Origin of the sequence: Niallia sp. M35 (genome assembly GCF_050971705.1) — a bacterium.
GTDB classification, from domain to species: Bacteria; Bacillota; Bacilli; order Bacillales; family Cytobacillaceae; genus Niallia; species Niallia circulans_A.
On record NZ_JBPCEP010000015.1, the window covers coordinates 1 to 19,392 of the forward strand.

The 19,392-nt window shown below is 32.2% G+C and carries 17 protein-coding genes and 1 pseudogene; 5 read left to right on the forward strand and 13 right to left on the reverse strand.

Annotation, left to right across the window (positions count from 1 at the left end; all coding sequences use genetic code 11):
• Nucleotides 1–189 precede the first annotated feature (189 nt).
• From NiCM35_RS19865 to NiCM35_RS19895, 7 genes are all read right to left on the reverse strand, one after another.
• Complete coding sequence (locus NiCM35_RS19865) at nt 190–417, reverse strand: hypothetical protein (RefSeq protein ID WP_047944800.1); 228 nt, start codon at nt 415–417, stop codon at nt 190–192.
• Nucleotides 418–629: 212 nt separating this feature from the next.
• Nucleotides 630–1,211: a hypothetical protein gene (locus tag NiCM35_RS19870; protein WP_226793373.1), complete on the reverse strand. Its 582-nt coding sequence runs from the start codon at nt 1,209–1,211 to the stop codon at nt 630–632.
• 294 nt (nt 1,212–1,505) lie between these two features.
• Nucleotides 1,506–4,202: an AAA family ATPase gene (locus NiCM35_RS19875; RefSeq protein ID WP_152112337.1), complete on the reverse strand. Its 2,697-nt coding sequence runs from the start codon at nt 4,200–4,202 to the stop codon at nt 1,506–1,508.
• Entirely contained in the window at nt 4,168–4,728 is a 561-nt protein-coding gene (locus tag NiCM35_RS19880) for an ABC-three component system middle component 1 (RefSeq protein ID WP_152112336.1), read from the reverse strand. The genes NiCM35_RS19875 and NiCM35_RS19880 overlap by 35 nt, the downstream gene beginning before the upstream one ends.
• Nucleotides 4,725–6,395, reverse strand: coding sequence for a dsDNA nuclease domain-containing protein (locus NiCM35_RS19885; protein ID WP_152112335.1), 1,671 nt, complete (start codon nt 6,393–6,395; stop codon nt 4,725–4,727). Before NiCM35_RS19885 ends, NiCM35_RS19880 begins: the two co-directional genes overlap by 4 nt.
• A gap of 202 nt (nt 6,396–6,597) precedes the next feature.
• Nucleotides 6,598–7,578 carry a helix-turn-helix domain-containing protein gene (locus tag NiCM35_RS19890; RefSeq protein WP_152112334.1) on the reverse strand — a complete coding sequence of 327 codons (981 nt, stop codon included), beginning with the start codon at nt 7,576–7,578 and terminating at the stop codon, nt 6,598–6,600.
• A gap of 134 nt (nt 7,579–7,712) precedes the next feature.
• Nucleotides 7,713–8,036, reverse strand: coding sequence for a hypothetical protein (locus NiCM35_RS19895; protein ID WP_144545643.1), 324 nt, complete (start codon nt 8,034–8,036; stop codon nt 7,713–7,715).
• A 284-nt stretch (nt 8,037–8,320) separates the two neighbouring features.
• Here NiCM35_RS19895 and NiCM35_RS19900 point away from each other — a divergent pair, with 284 nt between their 5' ends.
• Nucleotides 8,321–9,484 (forward strand): tyrosine-type recombinase/integrase, encoded by a 1,164-nt coding sequence (locus NiCM35_RS19900; RefSeq protein ID WP_047944793.1) that lies wholly within the window; start codon nt 8,321–8,323, stop codon nt 9,482–9,484.
• 635 nt (nt 9,485–10,119) lie between these two features.
• Here the strand turns inward: NiCM35_RS19900 and NiCM35_RS19905 are convergent.
• From NiCM35_RS19905 to NiCM35_RS19920, 4 genes and pseudogenes are all read right to left on the reverse strand, one after another.
• Nucleotides 10,120–10,803, reverse strand: a complete 684-nt coding sequence (locus NiCM35_RS19905) for a DUF421 domain-containing protein (protein WP_047945101.1) — start codon at nt 10,801–10,803, stop codon at nt 10,120–10,122.
• Nucleotides 10,804–11,637: 834 nt separating this feature from the next.
• Nucleotides 11,638–13,131, reverse strand: a pseudogene (locus tag NiCM35_RS19910) (phospholipase D-like domain-containing protein).
• 207 nt (nt 13,132–13,338) lie between these two features.
• Nucleotides 13,339–13,803 carry a hypothetical protein gene (locus tag NiCM35_RS19915; RefSeq protein WP_109768765.1) on the reverse strand — a complete coding sequence of 155 codons (465 nt, stop codon included), beginning with the start codon at nt 13,801–13,803 and terminating at the stop codon, nt 13,339–13,341.
• A 280-nt stretch (nt 13,804–14,083) separates the two neighbouring features.
• Entirely contained in the window at nt 14,084–14,659 is a 576-nt protein-coding gene (locus NiCM35_RS19920; RefSeq protein ID WP_026677826.1) for a recombinase family protein, read from the reverse strand.
• A 318-nt stretch (nt 14,660–14,977) separates the two neighbouring features.
• Here NiCM35_RS19920 and NiCM35_RS19925 point away from each other — a divergent pair, with 318 nt between their 5' ends.
• Together NiCM35_RS19925 and NiCM35_RS19930 are read left to right on the forward strand one after the other, a co-directional pair.
• Entirely contained in the window at nt 14,978–15,802 is an 825-nt protein-coding gene (locus NiCM35_RS19925; RefSeq protein ID WP_201781405.1) for a cupredoxin domain-containing protein, read from the forward strand.
• On the forward strand, nt 15,802–16,740 hold the full coding sequence (locus NiCM35_RS19930; protein ID WP_051640978.1) for a multicopper oxidase family protein: 939 nt from the start codon (nt 15,802–15,804) through the stop codon (nt 16,738–16,740). The genes NiCM35_RS19925 and NiCM35_RS19930 overlap by 1 nt, the downstream gene beginning before the upstream one ends.
• A 227-nt stretch (nt 16,741–16,967) precedes the next feature.
• Here NiCM35_RS19930 and NiCM35_RS19935 read toward each other — a convergent pair whose 3' ends face one another.
• The gene (locus NiCM35_RS19935) at nt 16,968–17,498 is read right to left on the reverse strand and encodes a DUF6944 family repetitive protein (protein ID WP_031538325.1); all 531 of its coding nucleotides are present in this window, start codon (nt 17,496–17,498) and stop codon (nt 16,968–16,970) included.
• Between the two features lie 298 nt (nt 17,499–17,796).
• Nucleotides 17,797–18,348, reverse strand: coding sequence for a recombinase family protein (locus NiCM35_RS19940; RefSeq protein ID WP_433780706.1), 552 nt, complete (start codon nt 18,346–18,348; stop codon nt 17,797–17,799).
• Between the two features lie 227 nt (nt 18,349–18,575).
• Between NiCM35_RS19940 and NiCM35_RS19945 the strand changes: the two genes are divergently transcribed.
• Nucleotides 18,576–18,890, forward strand: a complete 315-nt coding sequence (locus tag NiCM35_RS19945) for a helix-turn-helix domain-containing protein (protein WP_031538327.1) — start codon at nt 18,576–18,578, stop codon at nt 18,888–18,890.
• 183 nt (nt 18,891–19,073) lie between these two features.
• The gene (locus tag NiCM35_RS19950; protein WP_031538328.1) at nt 19,074–19,358 is read left to right on the forward strand and encodes a hypothetical protein; all 285 of its coding nucleotides are present in this window, start codon (nt 19,074–19,076) and stop codon (nt 19,356–19,358) included.
• Nucleotides 19,359–19,392 lie beyond the last annotated feature (34 nt).

Sequence of the window (19,392 nt, forward strand, 5' to 3'; positions counted from 1 at the left end):
TAAACGAAATGAACTAAACTCCGATTGTGCCTCTTCAACATATAATCCATTATGCGTGGAAAATTCATAAGTTTTAAAACATGAAGTTTCAACTTTAAAGTTCACCTGTTCTACAGTATTTATTAAAGTTTCCATTCTTTTGCCTCCCTTTTTATTTAAAAACCAATGATAAATGCCAACTGATCTCTTTTAGAAAAATGAAATCTGTCCTGAACTGCTTACTTTAAATGTAACCTCACTTTTCTCCCTTGTTTCCTCATTAATTTCAAAAGGTGTTTTTTCGTAGCAACCAAAATGAGCCTTCTTATTGTTAAAACGAGAAACATAAAAATAATCCTTACCATTTTCAAATAAGTAATAACTCATTCCAGGAACTAAGTTAGCACTATCTGCTTTTCCTAAATATTTCCCCTTCATTAATTACATGCCGCTCCTTTCTGTGATAAACACAAAAAAGCCTTTGGTCCTTTTATTAACCTAACAAAAATATTGTTAAGTAAAAATCAAAGGCCCAAAGGCTTCGTGTCTATTAGAATATGCTTATCATAAAGATAGCTAAAAATAAAAATTACAAAAAAATGTATATATAAATTCTAGTTGATTATTTTGAAAAAAGCAATAATTACTGATTATTTACCACTTAATTTCTTATATTGGTGGGAGTTTACACAGAACTCTTTTATTATCTTATCTAGTTGTTCCTTTGTAGCTTCAAACTTTGACCTTATCTTCTTTACGGCAGGCGTTAAATTATCAATTCTTATATTCTTAGGAACGCCTTTTGCTTGGTGAAACAGCAATTTAAGCCCTTGAAGAAAACACTCTTGGTTTTCTGATGGTAATGGTACAACGAAAGCTGCATTGCTGCATGGGTAAGACATCACAAGGGCATGTATATCAACGAATTCTCCGTCTTTTACTGCTTCCATTATTCCGAAATCTACCTGTGCTTCACTAGGAGGGTGTTCTAAACGATCATGGCCTTTATCTTGGTGATCATTATGGCTATTTTCCCAATCAGATACAAAATAGCAAACAGTTCTGTAAGAACCTTGAAATCTATGACTTTGAAGTTCTTCAAAAATTGCTTTCTTCGTATGACGTGACTTTTTCTTTAACTTACTGTCCTCAAAGAGGCAATCGGAAACCATCTCGACCCAGTTACCTTCAGTCATCATTCCTTTCTTCTGCTTTATTTTAGATTGAGGCAATTGTTCATTATCCCCATACTTCTTAGCTGTTCTCCAGTTAATACCAAGTGTTTTTTAGATCTTAGATATAGATAAACCCTTGTTGTTTCTCAAGTTTTTGATACAATGAGTACCAGACATTGCTAGCATCCTTTCATATTCCTCCACTTGTAAATGATTCGACACCATTACAGTAGAGGGACTTGGGGTGACGGGCAAGTCTTTTTTTATGCACTTATAAAATAAAGTGCAGGACCCTGCATTTTACCTATGCAAAGCTCTGCACTTTTATTTTGCAATAAACAAAAAGTTTGTTCAAATTGATCTATGAGAATCAAATTTAATCATTTCTAATTTGTCAGAACTAATGTAAGGACTTTTTAAATTATAGATAATTATATCATTTTTTCTATGCTCATTTTTCTTTATAAATAATTTTAAGAAATTAAAATCATGTGTAGAAACTATGAGTTGCTTTTCTATATTATTTAAAACGTCACACATAGTGTATTGATTAATATCATCCATATTTTGGATTGGATCATCTATACCTACAAAATTTAGTGAATGTATTTGTTGTTCTTTATTAATTGCTAAAAATATAGATATGGCTAATACATTTAATTGCCCTGAACTTAAAATATTTTTAGCATTACTTTTTCCACCAGGCTTATCACGTAATTCTTTATTATACGCTACTTTTATATTTATTTGCTCTTCGCTTCCTTCAAATACTAAATCACAATCACTTGGAATCGGATCTAAATATCTAAAATATCTTTGCACGGTAGAATTGCCTCGATTAAGAAAATCCGAAATCCCATCTCCTATCAAACTTCGTTTTTCTTGCTTATATTTTTCTAATAAACCTATATAAGAATTCAATTTGCCCATTTTAGAGTTTAAATCATTTTTATTTTTTTGGATATTAGAGATTTGTTTTAGAACATTATTATTAATTTCCTGTTTCACTAACAAATCTTTAATAAAATTTATTTCATCAATCTCAATGTCAATTTTTTGTATTGATTCTAAAGCAAAATCAAATATTTCTATAAACCTTTGATTATATTGATTCTCATTCAATAAACTTTGTAGATTGAGAATAATTAAATTTACGCTTGAAATATTATTCTTTATTTCTTTAAGTAAAGAAATATTATTTTTATATTTCGCATTCACAAAATATTTTCTCGCAGTATTCTTATCAACACTTTTTTTCAGGTCTTTAGCAGACTTTATTTTATTAGTAACTTTAGAGGTTTTTTCATAACCTGATATATCACTTGATACTTTTTCTATTTTTAAAATTACTTCAATTGCTTCTTTTCTTTGATTTATTTCTAGTGAATTTTTTGCTAAATGCTCTTCTAGAATAGATTGTTTTTCTGAAAATAACATTTCATCAAATAAATCTGATGATTTATAATTAGCTATTTCATTATCAAAGTTTTTTATTTTAGTTTCATTTTCCTCTTGATTTCTTTTTAGCCTTCTAATTTCTTCTTTTAATTTCTTCTTTCTATTTTCAAGATGTTTTGATAAGCTTATAGATTTCTCATAATAACTACTTTCATCATTAAGTTGATTCAAATAATCATTTAAATTTTGAGCTATATCACTATTTAAATTATTTGTTTGTGAAGAACAAACAGGACAATAATTTAAATCATATTTATTCGTGTATACTTGAACATCTCTAATGCCTGATATTAATTTAGCTAGAACTTGATCTTTATTCTCCTCAATAATTCTCTCTATTTTCTCCGATACACTATTATTTTTTTGAAATCGACTACTTAATCGTTCTAATTTTTCCATTATAAAATCAATAGATTTTTTTGCATTTTCAATCAGAGGAATATTTATACTTTTAAATTTTACAGCTGCTAAATTGTATTCTATCTTTAATTGCTCACTTCTTAGTAATTCAAGCTTTTCATTTAATTCATCGATATTACTTTCTTCAACATTTAACTCTTTCAATAAAATCTGTAGACCATTAAGTTCACCTTTTAATCCGTTAACTTTTTCTAAATTCTCTTCTAAATTTGACAAACTCAGTATTTTATCGCTTAAACGTTCTAATAGAAGTTCTGCTTTTTTCTTTTTACCTAAAAGAAGTTCTTCTCTAGATTCATAATCATTCAAAAGATTCTTCAATTCATTAAGGCTACTATTTCTTTGCCCATCTTCTATTTTACTGTAAAATTCTATGTATTTCTCTAAATGGTTTTTAGTATTTAGTCTTTTAGCTATTTCATTTTCCACATTGATTTTTGTATTGCCATCCGATAATAAAATTCCATACGTACTCGATAATTCGTCTAATTTCTCTCTTTCAAAATAGTGCATTGTTTCTTTCTTGTTTATTATAGCCTTATCTAACTCACTAATTTGGTCAGATAAATTATCTTTATTTTTTTCTAAACCTTTTAATACTCTTTTAAAATTATCAAATTCGAGAAGCATTGATTTTAAACCCATTATATTAGCTAAAGCTTTATACCGTTCTTTCGAATCTTCACTTGTAATAAAATCTGTCACTTGATCTTGAGATAGAATATAAGCTTGCTTTAATAATTGACTAAAACCCCCTCGTTCATATGTAATAGAATTCGCAGTGTGCATTTTTAAGAAATTTTCTATTTGTTCTTGACCAATATGAACATTGTCATCTTTTGATATAATTCTCACTTGCAAATTTCCAACGTTACCATTTGTTACATTAAAGTATCTAATTAAAGTATTCCCATCGAATTCTAAAGTAACTGCTACTTCAAAGCTCTCTTCAATATGAATTCTTTTATTAACAATATCGTATTTCAGCTCATTTTCTGAACCATCAAATCTATTTATTTTTCCTGTTAAACACCATTCAATAGCATCAAAGAAAGAACTTTTACCAAATCCATTGGCACCGTATAGAAGTATAACTTCCTTGGATAAATCAAATACGACCTCTCCCATATAGTTTTTAAAATTCTTTATTATCAACTTTTGAATGTTCATAATCAATTTCCATCCCTTGCATTAAAGTATTTACTATTTCCCCAACTTGATAATCTTTCAATTTAATATTTTCACTATCATATTGTTTTAAAAGAGAAAATAACACTTTCACTTCCTCATTATATTCAGTTTCCCTTAAATTTTCTGAATTACCTCCTTTTTTATCGACTGTATTATCCAAAAATGGAATTCGATTTAAATCATTTTCATCCCTAACAACATACTTTCTTAACGCTATATTATTACGTTCTATCATGAAAAACTGTTCATAGTTTATTTCTTCATCTGTACAAAGGATAAAATAACTATTATAAATATTTTCACTTTGCTCTAATAGCAGTATTCTTATTTGATTGGAATAGATATTTATATTTTCATGTTCTAATTCCATGTGTAATCGCTTAAGAAAAACTCTAATTGTTTCATTTCCATATAGGGAAAAGCCTAGCTTCTCCACTTCTTCATTTTCTAATGCTTTAAAATTCTTTTGAATTAGTCTATTATGTACTAAATTAAAATTATTCAAAGAACACCCTCCTCTAACTCTTCTAACCTTTCCACTAAATACTTTTCTATATCATCTTCTTCCAAAGCATCATAAAAATCAGCTTTCATAATATTTCCGGGTAATAATTTAGCTATGATTGGAACCTCATTTAGTTTTTGGTTATCTTCCAACTCTTCAATATCTATTGATTCCTTAACGTATATCTTGAGAGGTTCAATTTTGTCAAACTTTCTATCATTATAATTTTGTATAATGATATTTAAATCTATTCCCATTAGATAAAGCTGCTCTTTTAAACTTGCATTTTTTATAATACCGTTTAATCTTTCAATAACTTCGGGTTTCTTTTTTGCAACTTCTAATCTTAAAAATGCAAAAATTTCATCTATATCTTCAAATTTTTTCGCTACCAATGATTCGTTTCCATCGAATCTTGTCTTTTTATTTTTACTCACTGTGAGCATTATTATTAGAGTAAATAACTCCAATAAACTATTTTCTTTCATATTAGTGCTTAATCTTGAATAAATTGAGGTTTTATTAGTGCCATCAAATAGACGTTCAAATAATTTTTTTATATCTCCACCCTCATTTAATATCCAACACTCTAAATACTTCTTATATTCATAAATTAAACTATTAACGATTTCTGAATTTCTAAAGTCTTTAACGCTATTTAATAATTCATCTATAACTCTATTAATAATAGTAATGCCTTCATGCTGGTTTACTATTAAACTGGCTTGGGACAGTGCTTTCTTTCTAACGATATCTAATAAATTAACGATCTTTTCCTTTGTAATAATTAATCGTTCTATATTAGTTTTATCAGTACATTCTTCAAATAAATACCCTATAATAAAATTTAAATCTGAAACGGCAATAGATACATTTTCCCCATACCCACTAAAAATAATTCTATTAAGTTTCATACATAAATAATCTTGAAACTTATCTATTTCTTGCAAAGATGATCCCGTATGTAAATAAAAACGTTTTAGTAGTGACTCTATACTTTCTCCACATAAACTTAAATAAGTAAACTCTGTTCCTTTATCGTCAAACACTTTCTCCGATAATACTTTGAGCAAACCATCATCTGAAGAAACCTCTTTATTAAATAACTTATTATCTGTATAATGATCAAAATTATAATTTTTGGTACGAATAAAATGATAACTTGAATATAATTGAAATTCTGTTTCGTATTCTTCAGATTTTTTAGTTAGAGTTGCATTTAATAACAATTTATCTACCCAGGAATTAGCTTGAAGAAATTGTTTCTTGTTTATTTCTTTATTGCTCCTTCTATATAAACTTGAAGCAGGAGACTCCGTGACTTCCAGTTTGATTTTCTGACTAGTTTTTACTTGTACAAAGCGAACTTTATTGCCTTTACCTACTACAATATCATCATGGTATTCCATAATAACAAAATCCCATTTATCCTCTAACATCTCTACAATATATTCAATTGTAACTAAAAATTGATAATAAAATCCCGATAAAGCTGTCAAACCGCCAGTTTCACTAACAGTAGCATTTATTAAATGCTCTGCGATTTCTTCTCCTTTCCTATTTCGAAAATATTGATTAATAATTTCTTCCCTCTCTGGATCAATAGGACCAATATTATCTCTTTTTAATATATATTCATCTACAACATTTCTTACCGTGTTTATCATGCAATCTCCTTCTCTAAACCTTCGTTTTTTAAGTGTATTAATAGCGAAAGATACGACAATTTCTAATTTCAATGTTAGATTTCAATAATTTTATTAATTAACCTCTCCGCTCTATGCTTAATACCCACCTTATCCTTTTGCATTTTAGCAGAAAGTCTAAATTACTTTTTCCTATAAAACGAGTTTATTCAGATAAAAAAGTTTAGTGTTTTTCGTTAACATACTCTAAAAGAATTTCAGAAACCAACTCTTCTAAAGTAAAATTCCCCTCAGAAGCAATCTGTTTCAAAGAATCCTTAACCTGGGTAGGTATTTCTATAGATAGCAACTCATATTCAGAATCTATATAAATTCCTTTAACCGTTGAGATTATAGAACCTTCCACCATATACTTCTTAATAGTTTTAATCGTTTCTTCATCTAAAGTATCGTACGGAAAACAATATGGTTTAATTTCTAACTCGATTGTTTGTTTATTTATGTTCATCTTCATATTTGTTGGAGTGATATATTCATAACATTTATCTATGAAAGAGTATATATTAGTTTTAACCTTATATTCATAAGGGAACACAAACTTAGCAAATTTCCTTTTGGAAATTATAGAACCTCTTTCAATTAAATAAACCGGTTTAAAACCATATTGCTCAATTTTCGTATATGGAATCTTATTTCCACTAGCAGTTAATAAAAAGTAATCTTCATCTTCCCCAACCATCAATCTTCCATGTTCTTCACTTCTTTCATGAATAAACAATTGAAACCAACCATGTTTATTTGGTTTGGAATAAAACTCTTTATTATTTCTACTTCTCATATTTTTATAATTTTTTTGAAAACGTTCAAGCTCCGTTTGTTTAATAAAATATAATTCCCTACCTCTATAAACTTCTTTCTCTGCAGTAAGTTTACCATCCTTTATATAGTTAAATACCGTTACAGTAGATACACCTAATTGTGCAGCAACTTCACCAGTGCTAAGTCCTGGCTTTTTTAATTTGTCTTTTACCTCTTCTACATCATCTATATAAAAGTACTTCGTATTGTCAATTTGCCAACTTTTTTCATTCACTGCAGTTAATATGCCTTGTCTGGAATATGATAAAACTGTATTCTCAGCAACACCTAATAATTCTGCAGCCTGTTTTGTAGTAATTTGCTTTTTCTTATCTTCTTGGCCCATTTTATTCTCCCCAACTAATCATTATTAAAATAGTGTATACATATCATTTAATATTAACTCAATATTATAATCTATTTATATGTTACCATTTACTATAGTCAATATTCAATTGGGGAATAATTCTAATTTATGTATTAATTCTTGCTTTGTTTACAATACTCACTAGCATTCTCTAAAAAATCTGTTATACATTCTTCTACCTTTTTTCTTGTTGGTTTTTCTAATGTAATACTTTTAAAAGTTTTATCAATAACTACCCCTCCTCCCCCTATCAATAATTTAATCTCCACTGTATCTTTTTCTCGACTCAAACTTCCTCTTTTATCTACAAATCTACTAACTTGCACTCTAAGACCATATTTGGATTTTTGTAAGAAATAAGTTTTCACTTGCACTTCATATTTACTTACAAAAAAAGTACTTTCATCTAATGCTCGGTATAAACTTTCGCTAATCAAAAAATCCACCTCTTCCTTTTATCATTAATAAGATTATAATATGTATCTTAATATTAAACAAAGGTTTAATATCTATTTTATATAAAAAAATATAATACCTACTATTTTATATTAAAATGTATTTTAAATATTAATTTTATTTATATGTATATATAGTAGACAAATAAAGTATTTTTCTACTAATATAGAAGTAGATATTAAATATACCTAAATTAAATTAATAACGAGTCACATATAACCATATAATCACTTTGTTTTCAAAAAATGCTAAAAGAGGTGAAAAAATGCTAGAAAAGGAAATTTCATTCCATTCGAACAAAAATTCGTTAGAATTTACTGGAAGTCAGTCGTCCATCGCATCGTTTTCAAAAACTTTAACAGATCCATCGCTATTTCAAAATTTACCTGACGAGTTAATCATTATGGAGGACGTATCTAACAATAAGGAAATAAATGACTTGGAAATGATGTATTTATTTTTACACCAAAAGAAAGATATGGATATACGAAAGAATAAAATGGAGAACACCATCAAAGAGTACAGCAGAGATTTACTTATCATGTATAAACAGATAATAGAAAATGCTTTTTCCATTGGATTAGATTTAAATGCACAGCAAAATCCCTATCAGGTATTTAAACTACTCAATCATGTACATATTAGAAAATTTCAAGAGTGGTTAGCTGCAGCTCCGTTAGGGAAGGGGAAGAAGCCATACGCAGTTTCTACACTGAGTCGTAAAATGGTAGTTCTTAAAGGATTTCTTTCTTTTTTGTATAAAACAAAGTATATAGAAGTTCCGCTGCATGAAAAAATGTTGAGTAGTAATGTGCGGGATATTGATCGGCCAGATAGGGATTTAGGAAAAAATGAGGTAGTGCAGATATTGGACTATTATAAAGACCATCCCATTGTTCATGGTTTACTAGCAACCTTAATTACAACAGGGCTTAGAATAAACGAATTATGTCATAGTAAAATATCGGATATTTCTTATGTGGATGGAGATTACTGGTTATATGTATTAGGAAAAGGGAGACATGAAAGAGAGGTACTCTTACATCCATATATAATAGAAGAAATACGGAAATTTCGACGAACAAGACGGTTAGATTTTATATTAGATGGTAGTGATAATTCGTATATTTTTATGACGAACAAAGGGAAACCATACAATTATAAGTATTTATCTAATTATTTAACAAAAAAAATTAATGAAGCGGATTTACCTTTCATCAAAACAAGGAAAAATCCAATTACACCACATACACTAAGACATGCTTTTGCACAAATTAGTTCTGATCAAGGGGCGAGTTTGGATCAAATTAAAATTGCATTGGGGCACAAATCGATTCAAACAACATCTATTTATCTGCAGAAGAAATCAAGAAGAGAAAACAATGCGGGACATGCTTGGAAAAATTCAAGTATCATTAATTCATTGTGATTTACAGGTGACAATATAAAAAAAAGGGTTGTATATTCGTACAACCCTTTGATAAACAAAAAAAACAGACCTTATTCAGTCCGCCTTGTTGTCTATTGTACCATCACATTTATAACGAGTTTATATTCATTGTCTTCATCTAGTCTTAAGCGTACTCCGCTAAAGCCTCCCTTATGACCTTACCTAAAAAGGATTGTTCAGCGACCAAGACAGCTTCTGTAGCGCTTGTTGCGTTTATTTGGTAACCTCACACATCCGCTACACCTTTTAGCATTGATACGTCCCAAACGTCATTCATAAATACTACTCCTATTAGTAATTTATTAAACCATAATTCATTTTCTCTGACCATCTTTTTTGTCTTTCGTGAATGCGACCCAATCCCCATTAACCTTTTCTATTTTAAATACTTGTCCGATTTCTATATCTTTCGTTATTCTTTTCAGGGTTCTATTAGGGGTAGCGTCAGGAAAATGCGGATTTACAACGTTAAGGAAATCAAAATATAAAAAGTCTAATTTCTCGGTGTTATAAGTGAAAAATTAGGCTTTAGTTACTTCATTAAAGCGCCTGATTGTTGAAGACTAAAGTTTATATTCACCAAGAAAATTGATGTGCTCTTATCCTAACAAATTTTATTTAGGACTTACATGTATGCCTTCACTCTCTCGCCAATCTGCGTAAAGTATACGCTTTACATTATCATATCCATTGGTAGTTAATTGGTTATCTAACCACTGTTGATCAAATCCGAGTTCATGTAAATTATCCCATAAAATTTCCCCATCTATAATTAACGATGTTGGGAGGTCTACTGGACTTTCTGGAAGATTGAGATCTTGCTTGTCTGGTTTTTGATACTTGGATTTTAATAATAAACTTATTTGCCCATTAGCTTCCAATATACCGTATTTGACTTCGCGAACTGAAAAGACATTATTTTGACGGAGTATACTCAATACTTGATTTACATCCAATTTGTTCTTTGTAAGTAACTTCCTGTCCATAACACCATCTCGAATGATGATGTTAGGATTGCCTAATAAGAGAGAACGTGTCGATTTATTTTTTAGAGTCATAAACTCTATTCCAAACATAAGAAACGTCCACAATCCGATGGCATATAAAAAATGAAAAATCCCTACCTTATCTTCATAAATGGTATTTCCTAAAAGATCTCCAAGTACTAACACAAAAACTAAGTGAAACGGGGTTAACTGATAGATGGATGTTCTGCCTGTTATGATAATGATAAAAAATAAAGTGGCAAAACCAACGATGACTTTGATCGTCAGTAAACCAATATTGACTTCTTCCAACGTTTTTTCCTCCAATTTAAATTTTACTTAGTTGTAAGATCTTGAGGTTTAGATAAAGAGGCTAGTTTTAGTATTAAAGCTCGAGTTACAATTCCAACCATGATGTAATATATGAATGAATAACTGTATCTCCACTCATAATAATACACAAGTTCGACCCACTCGGAAAAAGGTTCACCAATAAAGGCGTATGTGAGTACCATAGTGATTTGTGCGATTATAAAAATTTTCCATGTTCTAAAATATTGATATAACAACATGTAAGCTACAGGTATCATTGAAAAATCAAAGGGAAAGGCCCTAGGAATAATAGGTAGAATGCAATTGGATAATCCCAAAACCTATATTGTAAGCCAACTACATCTAATAAGGTTGTTGTTATGATAATTATGGTACCAAATAACAAAATTTCTAAAATAATGTCTCGTTTAACAAGTTTAGCCCATATAACCCAAGGCACAACTAAAAAAACGACTAGTATCCACCATTCCCAAGTTAAAAACTCATTTTTTAGCCAACCATTTAATTCTAAATGATAGAGCTTATCTTCTAATAAACGTATTTCCTTAAGATTTTCAAATATATTATCTATTGATATCACCTCTATATTTAAATGAAAAGGTAACAGATATTTTTGAATTCAAACTCTTTGAGCTGCCTTTTTAGTATTACCGTTTTTTAGTAATGAATTTCCATCGTAAATAAGAAAAAACCCATGTTGGAAGTTCTTATAATACACGGGTTTTCGACTTTTTTTCAAATAAGTCAGAAATATATTAAAAACAAAGTTAAATCTAGATTTAAGATAGAACAATAAAAACAGGATACATCAACTTATAATAATGGAGAAAGCAGACGAGCACCTTGTTCAACAATGCGCTCGGTCAGGGATCGTTGCAACAAGTCTTCAATTCTTAATGGTACAGAATCAGTAAGATCCCCCTCGAACTGCTCTGTGAGTTCTCTTGCCACATCAGCACTGTACACGACTTGACACACCTCATAATTCAGGCGAAAACTTCTCATATCATAGTTTGCTGCGCCTACTTCTGCAATTTCCTCATCAATGATCATCAGTTTCGCATGTAACATTCCTTTATTGTACTGGTAGATTTGGACCCCAGCTTCTATAAGTTCCCCGTAATAGGTACGACTTGCATAGCCCACGCTTTTTTGATCAATGTGGCGAGGAACCAGCAATCTTACGTGCACACCACGAGCTACTGCTGTCTTTAATGCCATGATAATATCCGTTTCTGGTACAAAATAGGGTGTTGTTAAATCAATAGTCTTGGTCGCCTGTGTTATACATATAAAGTAAGCTTGCCGAATGACTGGGGTAGGAATTCCAGGGTTTCCTTCCAACGTATGGATATACGCTTTATGCAATGTCCTAGTTTTTGCGGATATGTCCATTTCTTTATCATCAAGGGTGCTCAACTCTGATCCCAATTCGGCTGACCATTTGGAATGATCTGCTCTGCCGATTGAGTTGATTTTCGTTACCTTTGATTTTGTTTTCAAATTTGTTTTTGATTTTATCCGTTCCGGCACAGCGATTTCCCAATGAACATCAAAGACAGTCAGCAAATCGACTTATGCTTCTCCTATGACTTGCAAATGAGTATCCCGCCAGAAGCCAACGTCAGGCTTCAATCCTGTATATTCATATCCTACGTTCATGCCACCATTAAAAGCTATCTTTCCGTCGATTATGGCCATCTTACAATGATCCCGATAATTCCAATTGGACAAAATCCAGGGAAATCGTAAAGGAAATATTGTCCTGCATTCTATCCCTGCTTCCACCATCTGCGTGATTTTTTCACGCGGGAATTTATAACTCCCCAAGCCATCTCTCATAAAACGAACCTGCACTCCATTTACTGCTTTTTCGATTAGCAGTTCTGTGATGCGATTACCAATTTGGTCATTCCGATATATGAAATATTCCAGATCAATTGTTTTTTGGGCTTTTTTTAGGGATTCAAGGAGTTGTTCATATTTTGCTATTCCATTGTTAAACACTTGGACTTGGCCCATTCGAAGCCCATTCACAGTGAAATGCCGTAAAGCATCGGCAATTACCGATGCTGAATCACCGAATGTCTCAGGTAATTTGTTAGATTCATTTTTAGAAGAGTTCAATCTTTTTCGATGAATAAACTTAGGGTTTGATACGCTAAGATAAAGCAAGAAACCAATGACTGGCAAAAGAAGGACGATTATTATCCAATTCAATGCCTTGGCAGGCCTACGTACTTCCCAAATTGCTATGAATAAGATAAAGAACATATTTAACAGGTATAGATAAAAAATCCACTCCAACTGGAATCCCTCCTTCTGTTTCTCTTAACATGTCCAAACTATGTAGCGAGTATACGTTTGGAATACGAAGGAATTGTTTAGATACCTTTTCTTATGAGACACCCAAAATAATTTTGTAATTAGTTTATTTTGTCACAGGAATTTAAACGTTGGAAATGGATCGAAAAACAAAAATGGAGGTCCGTTTTACATTTATTCCATTTAAACCTAAAATCTTACATAATTCTGCTGTAGCTGACTAAGTATATTTGATGTTAAAAAGACTCCAACAGGGGGCAAGGTACCACTAATTACGGGATATCCGGTAAGAGCTCTATCGGTTGTAGCAATCCATGTTCCGTATTCGCCTGCTTGTAAAGAAGGAGGTTTCATAATAAATCGTCCATTTAAAATAAAATGTCGAATTCTAATTGTAGCATCATCAATGATAGTTAATGTACCGGAGAACATAGCATAAGGTGAATCAAATCTTATCTGTTTAGTATTCTCATCCCAATATCCACTAATAGGAATAGGTGTACCACGAAAATTAACCGTACCAATTACCCTGTTATCTGTAATAGAGTTAATGTTGAGTACGCCCCAAACGATTGGTTTACCAGCTATAGCAGCATGGATACCCCATACTGATGGGAATGGAATACTAACCATTGTTTGCTGTGCAGTTTGCAATACTAATCTCCCCCTAAATTTAAAGTTTATGTTCTGAAGAATAAAGGATTAGATATCTTATTTACTACCCTATATAAAGGACCAATCCAGTATATGCACCACAAGCTGAATATGTTTACTTTTAACGGTTAGAAGCTCATCCTTTCGTTGAAAAATGCAGCTCATTCAAAAAATAGTTGTTAACTTTTAAGAAATCACTCGTGATGGAATCAAAAATCACGTGACAAAAAGTTATTTATTCAACTATATGGCCTTTTCTGGAATATGGGGTAAGGAAGGACTATTTGTTCTCTTCTGATAGCTTTCTATATAATGAAGCTCTAGACACATTTGTAATTTCGCAAATTTGATTTACAGTCATATTTCCTTCTTTATATAGCTTAACTGCATAATTCATTCCTGCGTGATTTTTATGATATTTCTTTAACCGACCTTTAAACTTTCCTTCTTTCTTAGCCAACTCAATCCCTTCACGTTGTCGCATACGAATAAGATCTCGCTCTAATTGGTTAACACCAGCCATTACTGTAATTAAGAATTGGCTGTATGGATTATCATCTGATAAATCTAGCCATGTATCTTTTAGTGATTTTAAGCTTGCTTTTTTTTTCCGTATGTTATCGATTAATTCAAATAGGTCTTGTGTGCTACGAGTAATTCGAGTTAAGTCTGTAACATAAATGATGTCATCTTCCTGTAGATCCTCTAACATTTTTTGAAGTTGCTCGCGATCCTTTGTTGCTCCAGAAACTTTTTCTTCGTATATAATATCCATTCCAATTTCATTTAGCTGCTCAAATTGCCTTGAAGGATTTTGGCTGGTCGAACTAACACGTATATAACCGATTTTCCGCAAAATATCACCTCGTTTTTGAGACAAGTCTTATGAGACGCTCTTAACTATGATTGTCACTTTAGACGTTATTTTGCACCAATTTTAATCGCTATTTTGCATTATAAGTAATAAAAAAGTTATCTTAAAATGATAGCTGATAAGTTAAAATAAAGTTCTTCAACTTAAAATTAAGTGGTTAAAACAACAGTTATGATATTCCATTAAAGGGCCAGATTGTTGAGGAACGTTTTCAAGTAAATAGATTATTCTAGTATGAATATACGCATGAAATGCTCCTTTCCTGCATATACCGTAGTGATATGAAGAGGAGAGGATGAAATGGTACAACCTTTAGATCCTAAAAGGATTCCTAAATTCGTAAATCAACTCGTTATCCCACCGGTATATATGCCTACTATTCTTAGACAGCCAATATCTGGTGAAGTGATCGGGCATGCGTATAAAATTGAAGCAAGTGAATTCCAGCAGCAAATCTTACCGCCTGGATTCGGTACCACGAAAGTTTTTGGTTACAGTGGTATGATACAGGACCCGTACACGGGAAGAGCGGTTTACTATAAAAGTGCTCCAGGTTCCACATTTGAAGCCATTCGAGGAATTCCTGTACATGTTCAATGGATAAACAACATTACTGGTCCCCATTTTCTTCCGGTTGATCCGACACTCGATTGGGCAAATCCAAATTCCATGTCAGTTCCTCTACCACCATTTCCATCATTTCCACCAGGATTTCCCCTAGCACAGCAACCAGTACCTATTGTCCCTCATTTGCACGGAGGAGAGCATCCATCTTATTTTGACGGTTATCCTGATGCTTGGTTTACTGCAGATGGAAGGACCGGTATGGCTTTCATAACTAATACCTATACATTCCCCAATGTACAACAGCCTACAGCTCTTTGGTATCATGACCATACCATGGGAATGACTCGATTGAATAATTACGCCGGGCTTACAGGGTTCTATTTGCTCCGTGATATGAATGACCCCATTGTCCCGTTTCTTCCTAGTAGAGAAAATGAGATTCCACTCAACATTCAGGACCGATCTTTTAATACTGATGGTTCTCTTTTCTATGATCATATGGGGGCTAACCCAAGTATTCATCCTTATGTGGTACCAGAGTTTTTGGAAACACGATAATGGTGAATGGTAAGGTGTGGCCGAACCTTAATGTCAAACCTCAACAATACCGTTTTCGTGTTCTGAATGGTTCAAATGCTCGTTTTTATCGTTTACAGCTTTCCAATAAACAGAAATTTATCCAGATTGGCACCGATGGAGGTTATTTACCTCAAGCTGTAGAACTTTCCTCACTTTTGATTTCACCGGCAGAACGAGCAGATATCCTTATTGATTTCTCTACTTTAGCTCCTGGTACAACCGTTATTTTAACGAATACTGCTAACGCCCCGTTCCCTGATGGAACACCGGCAGACCCACAAACTGTTGGTCAAATTATGCAATTTACAGTCATAAATGAAACTGTCTTACCGCCAAAGAAATTGCCACCTGTTCTTAACAGCATTCCTCAATTAAAGCCAACAAAAACGAGAACTTTGACTTTATTCGAACTGGAGGGTCCTAATGGTCCCTTGAAAGTTACGTTAGATGGCCAACTGTGGGGTAATCCCGTTTCTGAGCTGCCTCAGGCAGGAACGACAGAAGATTGGCAAGTTGTTAACCTTACCGATGACACCCATCCAATCCATCTTCATCTCGTTCAGTTCCTGCTCGTTAGCCGCCAGAAATTCCATTCTGACGCTTATTTGAAAGACTGGATGCAACTAAATCAAACGACGCCTCCTAGCACCCCACCTTATTTTGTTAAGCCTAAGACACCACCAATAGACGCATATTTACAAGGTCAACCTATTGCACCTCCACTCAATGAGAAAGGGTGGAAGGATACCATACAAATGAATGCGGGAGAAGTGACAACGATAAGAGTTCGGTTTACTTCCCAGGATGGCAGTCCCTTTCCATTCGACCCTAGCCTTGGGCCTGGATATGTATGGCATTGCCATATGCTTGAACACGAGGATAATGAAATGATGAGACCGTTAAAGGTATTGCCTTAAAGATCTAAAAAAATAAACATGGTCAAAATAAATTTTGTTCTTTGGCAAAGTAAGGTGAACTCGAAATATAAGTTATTCCGCTAGCTTACCAAAAGTAATTCCTGTAACTATTTAAGTAATAAATACCCAAAAAGGAGATAGAACTAGATTCGATATCCATATTTTATCTCCTTTATTATCCAAGCTAAATACGCTTTTCCATTACAATGTAAACTATATATTCAAAATTACTTACTTTGGCCTAAAGCTGAAATGATGGAACCGATGGCTTGGATCCAACTTCCGACCACATTCAGTTCTTGCCCCTCCCTGTTCCTTAGTTCGTTGATACCTGAAAGTGCTTGTAATGCATTACCAATTGCTTGTAGAAGGTTTCCATATATGCTGTAAAGCTCTTTTACAGTAGGTTCACGGCCTAGAGCATCAGCAAGAGATACTCCACCACCAACTGCTTGAAGTAAATTTCCTTTTATGTTTAATTCCTTTTTTGTTTTTTCGCTAAAATTTATTAATATCCCTACAATGACCGTTGAATTTCCTATTGCCTGAATTTCGTTGCCTATCTTTTCAAGGGTAAAGTTTTTTTCACTATCTGCTACTAATGAATTTCCGGTTGCTTGTAATACATTTCCCCATAGATTTAAATCTCCAAGCAGAGTATCGGAAATATTTTTGGAAGGTGTAGCTCCGATAGCTGAAAGGGTTGTTCCAATCGCTTGGACCCAAGAACCAAACGTTGCTTTCAGTTCATTATCCATAACTTGAACACCTTCTTTTAATTATTGTAAACATTTATAGGTTGCTTTGTTACAGATGTATCCAAAATTAGATAAATGGCAAAAAAAATAGTTTGTTGTAGGGAGAAAAATTTGGGGGTGTTTATGTATAGAAGTTAAGTTATTCAGCAATCGGGCGCTTTTCATGAGTAAAAAAAGCCTAATTTCTCACTTACAACACCGAGAAATTAGGCTTTTTTTATATTTGAATTTCCTTAATGTTGTAAATCCGCATTTCCTGACGCTACTACTATTAAATAGTTTAAGAACCCGTAGATTTCTATTCTGCGAGCTCCTTTTTAATCCTATAAACAGTTGATCGAGTAATGGCATTTTTTTCTGCGATTTGCTTAATTGGGGTTCCGGATTTCAACATTCTTACGACTTCTTGATAGACTAATCGCTTTTGTGGATTCTTTGCATTAGGTGAATAAAGTAACGGACGCCCTTTGTAAACTCCTTTTTCTTTGGCAATTTTTATACCTTGGGCTTGACGACGTTTACTTTCTGTCCGTTCCATTTCTGCAACCATCGCCAAAATCTGAACAATCAAATCTTTCATAAATCGGTCCAACAAGGGGTTTCCAATAGCTTCAGCTAAGATAGGCATACTCGTCACGATCAAACCTGCATTTTTATTTTTTAAAGTAGTAACCGTTTCAATAATCTCATTGTAGTTCCTTCCTAGTCGATCAATTGCTTCAACCATGAAATAATCTCCTTCACGAACAAAATCAAGAGCTTTTTGGAATTGCTCTCGATTATTTACTGCAGCACCAGATTTCTTCTCTGTAAATATTTTTTCTGCGCCAAAACTTTTCAAGTTTTCAATTTACCGTTCCAAATTTTGATCTTCAGTAGAAACTCTAGCATAAGCAACTTTCATTTCGTAATTTTCTCCTTTTACAAATCTATTTAATAGACACCCTAATCATACACTTAAAACCTAATCTTAACAATAATGCTTAAGTGGTTGTTTAAGGTTTACCCTAAATAGACATTGAATAAAAAATATGAAACAATGGACAGGAATCCAAAAAAAGGGAGTGACAAAAGACAATGCAAAAAATAAATTCTTTAACTCAATGTACAGAAATACAACTAGAGGAAGCACACAGAAAATATTTAATTATCTATCCATATTTACAAAAGCCAAAATATTTAGAAAAGATTAGCGTTGAGGAAAACATTTCAATTCGCACTTTGCGTTATTGGATTCAGAAATATCAAGAACTAGGTTTAAGAGGACTGGTTCGAATGAAAAGAACTGATAAGAGCAAAGTGAAAGTTGACCTAGCAATCCAAGACCAAGTAAAAAAATATTCTTGTCCAACAAAGGTATTTCAATTACTTCCATTTACCGAAGAACACTAGCTTGGTGTGAAGATAATGATTTACAATCTCTACGAACTACGCAATTAATTGCTAATTGAAATTCCTTTATTTTTCTATTTTATTCAAGGTAAGTAATATTCAAAGGAAATGTATTACTACAGAACCTAAAGCATAGGTTTAATGTAAACCTTTCTAACAATGTCAGATAAAGGGGGCAATTATATGAATAATACCAATTCAAAGTCAGAACAAAGTGATCAATCGCCAATAAGTTCTAGCCTTAGACTTGCCCTAATAACTGCTATTCTTACTACTATTGAAGAAGGCATTGCAACTATAGAAGCGATAACAGTTATAGATGAGGAAATCATTAATTCAGAAAAAGAAAAACAAGATCAAAAAGAATTAGATGAAAAGTTTGAAAAGATGCAGCAGCAAATTGACAAATTAACAACTGAATTAACAAAAGTAACAAAAAAGGAAATGGGAACAAACAGAAAGCAGTAGGTTTTTATCACAAGATAGCAAGGAGTACTAATAA

What these genes read in the sequence shown, in the direction of transcription:
- NiCM35_RS19865 (WP_047944800.1), bottom strand. Translation starts at nt 417, where the DNA reads ATGAAGGGGAAATATTTAGGAAAAGCAGATAGTGCTAACTTAGTTCCT.
- NiCM35_RS19875 (WP_152112337.1), bottom strand. Translation starts at nt 4,202, where the DNA reads ATGAACATTCAAAAGTTGATAATAAAGAATTTTAAAAACTATATGGGA.
- NiCM35_RS19885 (WP_152112335.1), bottom strand. Translation starts at nt 6,395, where the DNA reads ATGATAAACACGGTAAGAAATGTTGTAGATGAATATATATTAAAAAGA.
- NiCM35_RS19890 (WP_152112334.1), bottom strand. Translation starts at nt 7,578, where the DNA reads ATGGGCCAAGAAGATAAGAAAAAGCAAATTACTACAAAACAGGCTGCA.
- NiCM35_RS19900 (WP_047944793.1), top strand. Translation starts at nt 8,321, where the DNA reads ATGCTAGAAAAGGAAATTTCATTCCATTCGAACAAAAATTCGTTAGAA.
- NiCM35_RS19925 (WP_201781405.1), top strand. Translation starts at nt 14,978, where the DNA reads ATGGTACAACCTTTAGATCCTAAAAGGATTCCTAAATTCGTAAATCAA.
- NiCM35_RS19930 (WP_051640978.1), top strand. Translation starts at nt 15,802, where the DNA reads ATGGTGAATGGTAAGGTGTGGCCGAACCTTAATGTCAAACCTCAACAA.
- NiCM35_RS19935 (WP_031538325.1), bottom strand. Translation starts at nt 17,498, where the DNA reads ATGGATAATGAACTGAAAGCAACGTTTGGTTCTTGGGTCCAAGCGATT.
- NiCM35_RS19945 (WP_031538327.1), top strand. Translation starts at nt 18,576, where the DNA reads ATGCAAAAAATAAATTCTTTAACTCAATGTACAGAAATACAACTAGAG.
- NiCM35_RS19950 (WP_031538328.1), top strand. Translation starts at nt 19,074, where the DNA reads ATGAATAATACCAATTCAAAGTCAGAACAAAGTGATCAATCGCCAATA.